9 protein-coding genes are annotated in these 13,664 nt (G+C 57.6%); 7 read left to right on the top strand and 2 right to left on the bottom strand.

What is annotated here, in order from left to right; translation table 11 throughout:
- Positions 1 to 3: 3 nt before the first annotated feature.
- On the top strand, positions 4 to 1,992 hold the full coding sequence (gene tkt, locus AC2TE5_RS16345; RefSeq protein WP_063143476.1) for a transketolase: 1,989 nt from the start codon (positions 4 to 6) through the stop codon (positions 1,990 to 1,992).
- A 66-nt stretch (positions 1,993 to 2,058) separates the two neighbouring features.
- On the opposite strand, the gene AC2TE5_RS16350 is transcribed toward tkt, so the two are convergent.
- Positions 2,059 to 2,391 carry a tRNA-binding protein gene (locus AC2TE5_RS16350; protein WP_024907583.1) on the bottom strand — a complete coding sequence of 111 codons (333 nt, stop codon included), beginning with the start codon at positions 2,389 to 2,391 and terminating at the stop codon, positions 2,059 to 2,061.
- 137 nt (positions 2,392 to 2,528) lie between these two features.
- Between AC2TE5_RS16350 and ebgR the strand changes: the two genes are divergently transcribed.
- From ebgR to ygjK, 6 genes are all read left to right on the top strand, one after another.
- Positions 2,529 to 3,512 (top strand): transcriptional regulator EbgR, encoded by a 984-nt coding sequence (gene ebgR / locus AC2TE5_RS16355; RefSeq protein WP_484612018.1) that lies wholly within the window; start codon positions 2,529 to 2,531, stop codon positions 3,510 to 3,512.
- 145 nt (positions 3,513 to 3,657) lie between these two features.
- Complete coding sequence (gene ebgA, locus AC2TE5_RS16360) at positions 3,658 to 6,741, top strand: beta-galactosidase subunit alpha (RefSeq protein ID WP_484612019.1); 3,084 nt, start codon at positions 3,658 to 3,660, stop codon at positions 6,739 to 6,741.
- Entirely contained in the window at positions 6,738 to 7,187 is a 450-nt protein-coding gene (locus AC2TE5_RS16365; RefSeq protein ID WP_213328101.1) for a beta-galactosidase subunit beta, read from the top strand. Before ebgA ends, AC2TE5_RS16365 begins: the two co-directional genes overlap by 4 nt.
- A 182-nt stretch (positions 7,188 to 7,369) precedes the next feature.
- Positions 7,370 to 8,806 (top strand): amino acid permease, encoded by a 1,437-nt coding sequence (locus tag AC2TE5_RS16370; RefSeq protein WP_121425196.1) that lies wholly within the window; start codon positions 7,370 to 7,372, stop codon positions 8,804 to 8,806.
- 38 nt (positions 8,807 to 8,844) lie between these two features.
- Positions 8,845 to 9,903: a protein YgjJ gene (gene ygjJ, locus AC2TE5_RS16375; protein ID WP_484612020.1), complete on the top strand. Its 1,059-nt coding sequence runs from the start codon at positions 8,845 to 8,847 to the stop codon at positions 9,901 to 9,903.
- A 14-nt stretch (positions 9,904 to 9,917) separates the two neighbouring features.
- A complete protein-coding gene (gene ygjK / locus AC2TE5_RS16380; protein ID WP_484612021.1) occupies positions 9,918 to 12,263 on the top strand; it encodes an alpha-glucosidase in 2,346 nt (781 codons plus the stop codon).
- Positions 12,264 to 12,601: 338 nt separating this feature from the next.
- Here the strand turns inward: ygjK and AC2TE5_RS16385 are convergent, their stop codons facing one another.
- Positions 12,602 to 13,645: a DUF1176 domain-containing protein gene (locus tag AC2TE5_RS16385; protein WP_484612022.1), complete on the bottom strand. Its 1,044-nt coding sequence runs from the start codon at positions 13,643 to 13,645 to the stop codon at positions 12,602 to 12,604.
- Positions 13,646 to 13,664: the final 19 nt, after the last annotated feature.

The raw sequence follows: 13,664 nt of genomic DNA on the forward strand, positions 1-13,664 counted from the left end.
ACTATGTCCCGTAAAGAGCTAGCCAATGCCATTCGCGCCCTCAGCATGGATGCCGTGCAGAAAGCCAATTCCGGCCACCCCGGCGCGCCGATGGGCATGGCTGATATTGCCGAAGTGCTGTGGAACGATTTTCTGAAGCACAACCCGAATGACCCCACCTGGTACGATCGCGACCGCTTTATTCTCTCCAACGGTCACGCCTCAATGCTGCTCTACAGCCTGCTGCACCTTTCCGGCTACGATCTGCCGCTCGAGGAGCTGAAAAACTTCCGCCAGCTGCACTCCAAAACGCCGGGGCACCCGGAGATTGGCTATACGCCCGGGGTGGAAACCACCACCGGGCCGCTCGGTCAGGGGCTGGCCAATGCGGTTGGGCTGGCGATTGCCGAACGCACGCTGGCGGCGCAGTTTAACCAGCCGGACCATGAGATTGTCGACCATTACACCTACGTGTTTATGGGCGACGGCTGCCTGATGGAGGGGATCTCCCACGAGGTCTGCTCCCTGGCGGGCACGCTGGGGCTTGGCAAGCTGATCGGCTTCTACGATCACAACGGCATCTCCATCGACGGGGAGACCGAAGGCTGGTTTACCGACGACACGGCAAAACGCTTCGAAGCCTACCACTGGCATGTGGTGCACGAGATCGACGGCCACGACCCTGAGGCGGTGAAAAAAGCGATTCAGGAAGCGCAGAGCGTGAAGGATAAACCGTCCCTGATTATCTGCCGCACGGTGATCGGCTTCGGCTCGCCGAACAAGGCGGGCAAAGAAGAGGCGCACGGCGCGGCGCTGGGTGACGAGGAAGTGGCGCTGACCCGGCAGAAGCTGGGCTGGAAATACCCGCCGTTTGAGATCCCGAAAGAGATCTACAGAGCCTGGGATGCCCGTGAAGACGGTGAGAAAGCCCAGCACGCCTGGAACGATAAATTTGCCGCCTACAAAAAAGCGCATCCTGAGCTGGCGGCCGAGTTTTCCCGCCGCATGAGCGGCGGTCTGCCGGAAGACTGGGACGATAAAACCCAGGCGCTGATTGAAAACCTGCAGTCCAACCCGGCGAAAATCGCCACCCGTAAGGCGTCGCAAAATACGCTGAACGCAATCGGCCCTATTCTGCCCGAACTGCTCGGCGGCTCGGCGGACCTGGCGCCAAGCAACCTGACGATCTGGTCCGGCTCGAAATCGCTCAAAGAGGACATCGCCGGGAACTACATCCACTACGGCGTGCGCGAGTTCGGGATGACCGCCATTGCCAACGGCATCGCCCATCACGGCGGGTTTGTGCCGTACACCGCCACCTTCCTGATGTTTGTCGAGTACGCCCGTAACGCGGCGCGCATGGCGGCGCTGATGAAGGCGCGGCAAATCATGGTCTACACCCATGACTCCATCGGGCTGGGGGAAGACGGGCCCACGCACCAGGCGGTTGAACAGCTGGCGAGCCTGCGCCTGACGCCCAACTTCAGCACCTGGCGTCCGTGCGATCAGGTCGAAGCGGCGGTGGGCTGGAAGCTGGCGGTGGAACGCCACAATGGCCCAACGGCACTGATTCTGTCACGCCAGAACCTGGCGCAGATCGAGCGTACTCCGGAGCAGGTGAAAAACATCGCCCGCGGCGGCTACATTCTGAAGGACAGCGGCGGCAAGCCGGACGTGATCCTGATTGCCACCGGTTCCGAGGTGGAAATCACGGTGAAAGCGGCGGAGAAACTGACCGCCGAAGGACACGCGGTGCGCGTGGTGTCCCTGCCTTCTACGGATATTTTTGACGCTCAGGACGAGGCGTACCGGGAATCGGTCCTGCCGTCCAGCGTCGCGGCTCGCGTGGCGGTGGAAGCCGGTATTGCCGACTACTGGTACAAGTATGTCGGGCTCAAAGGGGCGATTGTCGGCATGCGGGGCTACGGGGAGTCCGCCCCTGCCGATAAGCTGTTCCCGTACTTCGGCTTTACCGTTGAGAACGTGGTGGAGAAGGCGCTGAGCGTGATCTAGTGCTTTTGCCGGGTGGCGCTGTCGCTTACCCGGCCTACAAAAATCGGGTGGCTTTGCCGCCCTTTTTTATACCACCCGCACACCCGCCGCCATCGCCCGCTCCGGCGTTAACAACACGCTTTCGCTGGCGTCATCGGTTTCCGCGCAGAGCAACATGCATTCAGACGTTTCGCCGCGCATCTTCGCTTTCGCCAGATTACACAGCACCACCACCGTTTTTCCCATAAGCTCTTCTTCCCGGTAATAGGGCACCAGGCTGGTGACGGTTTGCAGCGTTTTTCCGCCTACATCAATCTGCGCGATATAGAGTTTATCTGCGTTAGCGTGGCGCTTAACGTCCACGATCGTCCCCACGCGGATCTCCAGCTTTGCAAAGTCATCGTAAGCTATCGTGTCCATGCTCTCTCTTTGGTAAAATTTTACTAAATACTAGCACGCTATTTGCCGGAAGCAATGGGCATGATATTTAGTAAAAACTGATGCATGTCCTGGCCCATCCTTTACAATGGGTTATCACGTGGGGAATAAGGACAAACATGGCTACGCTCAAAGACATCGCGACGGAGGCTGGCGTTTCGCTGGCGACGGTATCCCGGGTTTTAAACGATGACCCAACGTTGAACGTAAAAGAAGAGACCAAACACCGCATTCTGGAGATTGCGGAAAAGCTGGAATATAAGAGCACAACGTCTCGCAAAATGCAGTCTGCCTCGGTGGGTCAGCAACATATTCTGGCGCTCTACAGCTACCAGCAAGAGCTGGAGATTAACGACCCTTACTACCTTGCCATCCGCCACGGCATTGAGACGCAGTGTGAAAAACTGGGCGTGGAGCTAAGCAACTGTTACGCCAGTGCCACCCTGCCGGAGAGTAAAAAACTGACCGGCGTACTGATTGTGGGCAAACCTTCATCAGCCACTCGCCGTAGCGCAATGGCCCTGACGGACAACGTCTGCTTTATCGATTTTCACGAGCCCGGCAGCGCGTTCGATTCCGTCGACATTGACCTCTCGCGCATCAGCAAGCAGATCGTTGATTTCTTTATCGATCAGGGCGTTAAGCGCATTGGCTTTATCGGCGGGGAAGATGAACCTGGCAAAGCCGATATCCGCGAATCCGCTTTTGTCGAGTATGGCCGTTTGAAAGGGGTGGTGTCTGAACAGGATATCTGGCGCGGCGGTTTTTCCAGCTCGTCCGGATACGAACTGGCAAAAACCATGCTGGCTCAGACAAGCTGGCCAACCGCCCTGTTTGTGGCCTCGGATTCGATAGCCATCGGCGTCTTGCGCGCTATCCATGAAAAAGGGCTGGCGATCCCGGAGGACATTTCGCTCATTAGCGTGAACGATATCCCGACCGCCCGCTTCACCTTCCCGCCGCTCTCTACCGTACGCATCCACTCTGAAATGATGGGCAGCCAGGGGGTTAACCTGCTGCTGGAAAAATCCCGCGATGGCCGGGCGCTGCCGCTGCAGGTCTTCGTGCCGAGCGTGCTGAAACTGCGCGGCACCACCCGTTAATCCCCTCGTTTGACACGCTGCCGGGCATGCCCGGCTTTTTTTTATTTCGTGATCGAGTTAAAGCAAATCAATTTTACTGATTTTATTTAGTAAAATATTTACTAAAATCCTCAGCAATGATGTTTTACCCCTACAGGGAGATCGCATGAATCGCTGGGAAAATATTCAACTCACGCATGAGAACCGGCTCCCGCCGCGTGCGTACTTCTTCTCATATGACACCGTCGCGCAGGCTCGCTCCTTTGCTCGCGAGGCCAGCAGCCGCTTTTTATCACTCAGCGGCCAGTGGAATTTTCGTTTTTTCACCCATCCGCTGCTGGTGCCAGAAAACTTCACCTCTGAGTACATGGCCGACTGGGGCGACATAACCGTACCCGCCATGTGGCAGATGGAAGGCCACGGCCAGCTGCAGTACACCGACGAAGGCTTTCCCTTCCCGGTCGACGTCCCCCGGGTGCCCACAGATAACCCAACCGGGGCGTATCAGCGCTACTTCACGCTTTCGGACGGCTGGCAGGGTAAGCAGACCCTCATCAAGTTTGACGGCGTCGAAACCTATTTCGAAGTCTACGTGAATGGTCACTACATTGGCTTTAGCAAAGGCAGCCGACTGACCGCCGAGTTTGATATCAGCCACGCGGTGCATGGCGGGCAAAACCTGCTCTGCGTGCGGGTAATGCAGTGGGCAGATTCTACCTACATTGAGGATCAGGACATGTGGTGGACGGCCGGTATTTTCCGCGACGTCTATCTGATCGGCAAAAATCCCACTCACGTGGGCGACGTCACGATCAAAACCACCTTTGACGAAGCTTACAAAAACGCCACCCTTTTCTGTCAGCTTGAGCTGGAAAACCTGGCCCCGCACGCATCGGCCGTGTCGCTGGAGTATGCCCTGTATGATGGCGAAGCAGCGATCCATCAGGGCACAACCGACAGCCTGACCGTGACCCGCAGCGCGGAAACCGCCTTCAGCATTGAGGTCAAACAGCCTCAACAGTGGTCTGCGGAATCCCCCTATCTCTACCATCTGGTAGTAACGCTAAAAGATGCGAACGGGCAGACGCTGGAGGTTATCCCGCAGCGTATTGGTTTTCGCGACATCAAGGTGCGCGACGGTCTGTTCTACATCAACAATCGCTACCTGAAGCTGCACGGCGTAAACCGTCACGACAACGATCACCAGAAAGGCCGCGCCGTGGGCATGGATCGGGTCGAGCGCGACCTGATCCTGATGAAGCAGCACAACATCAATTCGGTGCGCACCGCCCACTACCCCAACGATCCGCGCTTCTACGAGCTGTGCGACATCTACGGCCTGTTCGTGATGGCGGAGACGGATGTGGAATCCCACGGCTTTGCCAACGTCGGCGATCTGAGCCGCATCACGGACGATCCGCTGTGGGAACATGTCTACGTTGAGCGCATCGAACGCCATATTCACGCGCAGAAAAACCATCCTTCAATCATCATCTGGTCGCTTGGCAACGAGTCCGGCTACGGCTGCAATATCCGCGCCATGGCGCGGGCCGCAAAAGCGCTGGACGACACGCGCCTGCTGCATTACGAAGAAGATCGCGACGCCGAGGTGGTGGATATTATCTCTACCATGTACACCCGCGTGCCGCTGATGAACCTGTTCGGCGAGTATCCCCACGCCAAACCGCGCATCATCTGCGAATACGCCCACGCGATGGGCAACGGTCCCGGCGGTCTGAGCGAGTATCAAAACGTCTTCGATCGCCACGACTGCATTCAGGGCCACTACGTCTGGGAGTGGTGCGACCACGGTATTCAGGCGGCAGATGCCAGCGGCAATACGTATTACGCCTACGGCGGCGACTTTGGTGACTACCCGAACAACTACAACTTCTGCCTCGACGGGCTGATCTACTCCGACCAAACGCCGGGTCCGGGCCTGCGCGAATATAAGCAGGTGATTGCCCCGGTCAAGCTGCGCTGGCAGAACGGCGAGCTGCACGTTGAAAATCGCTTCTGGTTCACCAGCCTGGACGATTACACCCTGCTCGTTGAGGTGCGTGCCGAAGGTGAAACCCTGTACAGCCAGCCGCTGACAATGACCGGGCTGGCCCCCAACAGCACCCGCAGCGTGAGCCTGAACCTGCCCGAACTCGACGAGCGCGAAGCGTTCCTGACCGTGCGCATCAGCAAAAACAGCCGCACCCGCTATAGCGAGGCGGGACACGAGATTGCGGTGTATCAGTTCCCGCTAAAAGCGCGCACGGCTCACGCGACGCCGTTTATTAACGCCAACGCCACGCCGCTGCTGCTGGAAGAGGACCGCCTGAACTGTACCGTGACCGGACATAACTTCCGCGCAAGCTTCTCAAAAGTGACGGGAAAACTCAGCGCCTGGCAGGTTAACGGTGAAGATAAGATTACCCGCGAACCGAAGATTAATTTCTTCAAGCCGATGATTGATAACCACAAGCAGGAATATGAGGGGCTATGGCAACCCAACCACCTGCAGATTATGCAGGAGCATCTGCGCGGTTTTGAGATCGAACAGCAGGACGATGCGATCGTCATTACGACCCGCACGCTGATTGCTCCGCCGGTGTTTGATTTTGGTATGCGCTGCACCTACCGCTGGCGCATTGCCGCCGACGGACAAATTAACGTTGAGCTAAGCGGCGAACGCTACGGCGATTACCCGCACATTATCCCGTGCATCGGCTTCACCCTCGGCATCAACGGCGAATTCGACCAGGTGAGCTACTACGGACGCGGCCCCGGAGAGAACTACCCGGACAGCCAGCAGGCCAGCACCATAGACCAATGGCACACCACCGTGGACGAGATGTTCGAAAACTACCCGTTCCCGCAGAACAACGGCAACCGCCAGCAGGTGCGCTGGGCAACGCTCGCCAACCGTCACGGCAGCGGTCTTCTGGTGGTGCCTGAACAGCCCATCCATTTCAGCGCCTGGCACTATACGGCAGAGAACATCCACGCCGCGCAGCACTGCAACGAACTGCGCCGCAGCGATGACATCACCCTCAATCTCGATCATCAGTTGCTGGGCTTAGGCTCCAACTCCTGGGGAAGCGAAGTGCTGGACACCTGGCGCGTCTGGTTCAGGCCTTTCCGCTACGGCTTCACCCTGCTCCCGCTGGAAGGCGGACAAACCGCCGCGCAGGCACTGTTACACCATCGGTTCGGCACCGGTTTCTTCTCCATGAATTCGCACAGCGAGGCAGAAAAATGATCGTTCTCGACAGCCTGGAACAGTTCCAGCAGCGTTATCGCACGGGCCGTAAATGGCAGCGCTGCACGGAGGCCATCAACAATATCGACCACATCCAGCCCGGCGTCGCCCACTCGATTGGCGACTCTCTGGCCTATCGCGTGACCCATGATGCCAGCACCGACGCGCTGTTCGTCGGCCATCGTCGCTATTTCGAGGTGCATTACTACCTGCAGGGCGCGCAGAAAATTGAGTACGCCGCAAAAGACGCCCTTCAGCTTGTGGAGTGCTACCGGGATGAAACCGACCGCGAGTACCTGAAAGGCGTGGGCCATACCGAACTCATCCATGAGGGGCAAATCGTCATTTGCGAGAATCACGAGGCCTATCGCTTTATCAGCGAAACGCCTGCTAAAAAAGTCGTCCTCTATGTGACCATCGAAGACGGCTATTTCCATAACAAATAAAAATTCAGCGGTGCCAATGAAGCACCGCTATACCCTAAATAATTCGAGTTGCAGGAAGGCGGCAAGAGAGCGAATCCCCGGGAGCATAGATAACTATGTGACTGGGGTGAACGAGTGCAGCCAACGCATCTGCAACTTGAAGTATGACGGGTATCTATCCTCCTCGTACCCGGAGATATATTATGTCTGAAACTACCAAGCGTAATACCATCGGCAAATTCGGCCTGCTGTCGCTGACGTTTGCCGCCGTATTTAGTTTTAATAACGTTATCAACAACAATATCGAGCTGGGCCTCGCCTCGGCGCCGATGTTCTTTTTAGCCACCCTGTTCTACTTCATTCCTTTCTGCTTAATCATCGCGGAGTTTGTCTCCCTGAATAAAAACTCCGAAGCCGGGGTGTACGCCTGGGTGAAAAGCTCGCTGGGCGGGCGCTGGGCGTTTATTACCGCCTACACCTACTGGTTCGTAAACCTGTTCTTCTTTACCTCGTTATTACCCCGCGTCATCGCCTACGCCTCTTACGCCTTTTTGGGCTATGAGTACATTCTTACGCCGTTTGCCACCACGGTCCTGAGCATGGTGCTGTTCGCTTTCTCAACCTGGGTGTCCACCAACGGGGCGAAAATGCTGGGGCCGATCACGTCTGTCACCTCAACGCTGATGCTGCTGCTGACCCTCTCCTATATTCTGCTGGCCGGTGCGGCGCTGATGGGCGGCGTGCAGCCAGCCGACCCGATTACCGTTGACGCGATGATCCCGAACTTTAACTGGGCGTTTCTTGGCATCACCACCTGGATATTTATGGCCGCCGGGGGCGCAGAGTCCGTTGCGGTATACGTTAACGACGTGAAGGGCGGGTCAAAATCCTTCGTCAGGGTGATCATTCTGGCGGGGATTTTCATCGGCGTGCTCTACTCCATCTCCTCGGTGCTGATTAACGTCTTTATCAGCAGCAAAGAGCTGAAGTTCACCGGTGGTTCTGTACAGGTGTTCCACGGCCTGGCGGTATGGTTTGGCCTGCCGGAAGTGCTGATGAACCGCTTTGTCGGCCTGGTCTCCTTTACCGCGATGTTCGGTTCCCTGCTGATGTGGACGGCGACCCCGGTCAAAATCTTCTTCTCTGAAATCCCGAGCGGCATCTTTGGAGCAAAAACCGTGGCGCTGAACGAAAACGGCGTACCGGCGCGCGCGGCGTGGATCCAGTATTTGATCGTCATTCCGTTAATGATTATCCCAACCATGGGATCGAACACCGCGCAGGAGCTGATGAATACCGTCATCAACATGACCGCGGCCGCGTCAATGTTACCGCCGCTGTTCATCATGCTGGCTTACCTGAATCTGCGTCGTAAGCTCGATCATCTCCCGCGTGATTTCAAAATGGGCTCGCGCACCACGGGGATGGTGGTGGTGTCGATGCTGATTGTGATTTTTGCCATCGGGTTTGTGGCCTCAACCTTCCCCACCGGTGCCAATATTCTGACGATTATTTTCTATAACGTCGGTGGCATTGTGTTATTCCTCGGATTTGCCTGGTGGAAATACAGCAAATACGTCAGGGGATTATCAAAAGAACAACAACAAATAGAAGCGTCACCTGCCTCAAATATTAATTAACACTTAAGGCATGGATATTTTCTCATTGGGATGAGTGCATGAAAATTAAAGAGAAAACGATTGGGGCACTCGCTGCCCTCTCCTTCTGCTGCCCGTCATTTGCCGCAGAAGAGGCACGGCCAGCAGAGCACGACGATACCCGAACCCCGGAAATCACCTCTCCATCATTTCGTTTTTATGGCGAGCTGGGGGTTGGCGGATATATGGATTTAGAAGGCCAGAATAAGCATAAATACAGTGACGGCACCTATATTGAGGGCGGTCTGGAAATGAAGCACGGGCACTGGTTCGGCCTGATTTACGGTGAGGGCTGGACCGTACAGGCTGACCATCAGGGGAACGCCTGGGTGCCCGACCACAGCTGGGGCGGATTCGAAGGTGGGCTTAACCGCTTTTACGGCGGCTACAAAACTGACGGCAGCACCGAGATCATGCTCAGCCTGCGTCAGGACTCCTCCCTCGATGACCTGCAGTGGTGGGGAGATTTCACGCCCGACCTGGGATATGTGATCCCCAACACCCGCGACATTATGTACGCGCTCAAGGTACAGAACCGCTCCGGTAACCTGCGCTACAGCGTCACCGCCACGCCTGCGGGGCACCATGACGAGAGCAAAGCCTGGCTGCATTTTGGCAAATACGATCGCTATGACGATAAGTATACCTATCCGGCGATGGCCAACGGCTATATCCAGTATGACATCGTCAAAGACGTCACCTGGATGAACGGCCTGGAGGTCACCGACGGGACAGGCCAACTCTTCCTGACCGGCATTCTGTCGCCCAACCTGGCGGCGCGCGCCTGGCATCACACCGGGCGCGCCAGCGGCAGGGACGTCTCCGGCACAGAGACCGGGTATATGGTCAGCGCCATGATTGAAGCGTTAAAAGGCGTCTATCTCTCCACCGCTTACAGCTACGCAAAGCATCGCCCGGACAATGCCGCCGATGAAACGACCTCGTTTATGCAGTTCGGTATCTGGTACGAGTACGGCGGTGGCCGTTTTGCTACCGCGGCCGACAGCCGCTTCTACATGAAAAATGCCTCCGGCGACCCGAGCGACCAGGTCTTCCTGATGCAATATTTCTACTGGTAAAAGGATCTTCCGTCATGAAACTCAGCCTTACACCGCTGGCCTGCGCGCTGGCGCTCAGCTTTTCGGCTCACGCCACCACCCCAGCTGATTTTAAAAACGTCATCAACCGCGCCGGTGCACCGGAATACATGCACGATTTCGACGCTGACGACCACCAGCGTTTCAGTCCCTTTTTCGATTTGGGTGCCTGGCATGGGCATTTGCTGCCGGACGGACCGCAGACCCAGGGAGGATTTCCCGGCGTAGCGCTGCTCACCGAAGAGTACATTAACTTTATGGCGACCAACTTCGATCGCCTGAGCGTGTATCAGAACGGCAAAAAAGTCGATTTTACCCTTGAGGCTTACAGCCTGCCCGGCGCGCTGGTGCAGAAGCTGAATGCGAAAGATGTGCAGATCGCGATGACGCTGCGCTTTGCCACCGCGCGGACCTCGCTGCTGGAAACCCGCATCATCAGCAAGTCACCGCTCGACCTGGTGTGGGACGGCGAACTGCTGGAAAAGCTGGAGGCTAAAGAGGGCAAACCGCTGTCGGATAAGACCATCGACGGCGCGTATCCCGATTACCAGCGCAGGCTGCTCCCCGCGCGTGACGGCCTGAAAGTGACCTTTGGCAAAGTGCGCTCCACCTGGGATCTGCTGACCTCCGGCAGCTCCGAATATCAGGTGCATAAATCCCTCCCCGTTGACACCACCGTCGACGGGCACCGCTTTACCAGCCGCGCGCACATTACCGGCAGCACCACGCTGTATACCACCTACTCCCATCTGCTGAATGCCGATGAGGTAAAGCGCGAGCAGGTGCAGATCCGCGATATTCTGGCGCGCCCGGCCGCTTATATGACGGCCTCGCAGCAGCGCTGGGAAGGCTATTTGCAGAAAGGGTTAACCAACCCTGATGCGACCCCAGAGCAAACCCGCGTGGCGGTGAAGGCCATCGAAACGCTGAACGGCAACTGGCGCTCGCCGGGCGGCGCGGTGCGCTATAACACGGTGACGCCATCCGTCACCGGACGCTGGTTCTCCGGCAACCAGACCTGGCCGTGGGATACCTGGAAACAGGCGTTTGCCATGTCGCATTTCAACCCGGAAATCGCCAAAGAGAACATTCGTGCAGTCTTTTCCTGGCAAATCAAACCCGACGATCCGGTACGCCCGCAGGATGCCGGCTTTGTGCCGGACCTCATCGCCTGGAACCTGAGCCCGGAACGCGGCGGCGACGGCGGCAACTGGAACGAGCGTAATACCAAACCGAGCCTGGCGGCGTGGTCGGTGATGGAGGTGTACAACACCACGCAGGATAAGGCCTGGCTGGCGGAAATGTATCCTAAGCTGGTGGCCTATCACGACTGGTGGCTGCGCAACCGCGACCACAACGGCAACGGCGTGCCGGAGTACGGCGCGACGCGCGACAAGGCCCATAATACCGCCAGCGGCGACATGCTCTTCACGGTGAAAAGAGGCGATAAAGAAGAATCCCTCTCCGGACTGAAGAACTATGCCAGAGTCATCGACAAGGGCCATTACGACAGTCTGGAGATCCCGGCGCAGGTTGCGGCCTCGTGGGAATCAGGGCGCGATGACGCCGCCGTCTTCGGTTTTATCGATCAATTCCAGCTGGATAAATACATCGCAAACGGCGGTAAACGCAGCGACTGGACGGTGAAGTTTGCCGAAAACCGCGACAAAGAGGGCAAGCTGCTGGGCTACTCGCTGCTGCAGGAGTCCGTCGACCAGGCGAGCTATATGTACAGCGACAATCACTATCTGGCACAGATGGCGAGCCTGCTGGGTAAAGAGCAGGAGGCCAGCCGCTACCGCCAGCTGGCGGATAGGCTCGCGAGCTACATCAATACCTGCATGTTCGATGCGAAGAGCGGCTTTTACTATGACATCCGTATCGAGGATAAACCGCGGGCGAACGGCTGTGCGGGCAAGCCTATCGTCGAGCGAGGTAAAGGACCGGAAGGCTGGTCGCCGCTGTTTAACGGTGCGGCCACGCAGGAGCATGCTGATGCCGTGGTGAAAGTGATGCTGGATCCGAAAGAGTTCAACACGTACGTGCCGCTCGGGACTGCCGCGCTAACCAACCCGGCATTTGGTCCGGATATCTACTGGCGCGGCCGGGTCTGGGTCGACCAGTTCTGGTTTGGCCTGAAAGGGATGGAACGCTACGGCTACCGGGAACAGGCACAAACGCTGGCAGAAAGCTTCTTTAAGCACGCAAAGGGGTTAACGTCCGACGGCCCGATTCAGGAAAACTACAATCCGCTAACCGGGGCGCAGCAAGGCGCGCCTAATTTCTCGTGGAGCGCGGCGCACCTTTACATGCTGTACAACGACTTTTTCCGTAAACAGTAACGGGGAGCTGTCTGCTTTGCCGGGTGGCGCTATCGCTTACCCGGCCTACGGTTCGAGCTTTTGCAGGCCGCAGGATTCGTAGGCCGGGTAAGGCAAAGCCGCCACCCGGCACATTGTCACATAATGCAGGATTGGTAGGCCGGGTAAGGCCAAGCCGCCACCCGGCACATTGTCACAGACCGCAGGATTCGTAGGCCGGGTAAGGCCAAGCCGCCACTCGGCATATTGTCACAGACAGCAGGATTGGTAGGCCGGGTAAGGCCAAGCCGCCACCCGGCACATTGTCACAGACCGCAAGATTCGTAGGCCGGGTAAGGCGAAGCCGCCACCCGGCAAAACTAGCGTGTGATCCACAGCGTGGGCCAGGCATCTGGCCCGTTCCAGTTGTCGCAGCTGGGCTCCTCGGCGTAGCGCACCAGGCGGAAGCGCTGGCCGTCAAAACGCCAGCGCGTCTGGATCCCGCAATCGCCCATACCGCGTCCCAGCGCGAGCGTTGTCAGCTCGCGCGTCTTCTCATCGAAGCTGGCGTTCATCAACTCCATTTCACTGCCGTCGCTTGACGGCGTAAACGGCAGACGCAGCCTGACGCTGCGGGCAGTGAACGGTTTTTTGCGTGATACCAGCCACGCCAGATCGACCGTGTTATAGGCCCCCGCCTCGCAGCTGACGATCAGCAGCGCTTTGTCATCGGTTAACGCGGTGACGCGCACTTCCCGGCGGTTAGGATCCAGCGAGCACTGGCTGCTGTTCATCCGTCCGGTACCATAGTCCAGCAGGTCGTTCAGTTCGGCGTGGGAGAGTGGCGTCGGGGTCGGGTTGACGACCGCCACCTTTTTTAAGGCGGGTGCAGGCGGAACGCTTAACGGTGGATCGTCACCTTTCTTGATCCACGCGGTTTCGCTGCCGACGCGCTTTTGCTGCGCATCAATGAACAGCAGCGCGGCTTTCAGACCGCTCAGTGAAATAACCTGCTTACCGCCCCGCAGGGTCAGGGCCTTCCCTTCCTGGATGTTTTTCAGAAAGGCGGTGATGGTGCCCGCATCGTCCGTTTTCAGATGCCAGGGCGTGAGCTGCCAGCGCTGTTTGTCCAGCTTCAGGGGAACGTTATCCAGCAGCAGCCGGGGGGCAATCTCTGGCTCTTTGACCGAGGGCGTATCAAGACCGCCAAGATCGATACGCAGCGTGGCGTCCGTTTTCGCGCCGGCGCTTCGGGTGAGCGTCATAACCAGACCACGGTGTTCACCCGTGTTGCGCGCAAGGCAAAAGTTCTGGTTATTGCAGGTCACCTGCCAGTCAGAGAAGGCTTGCTGGGCAGGTGCAGCCCGCACCTGCGGCGCGAGGAGCACACAAAACAGGTAAAACAAAAAGACGCTGTAGCGCATGAATGGCACAATCCCGGAA

Source organism: Enterobacter sp. N5-15, assembly GCF_057221635.1.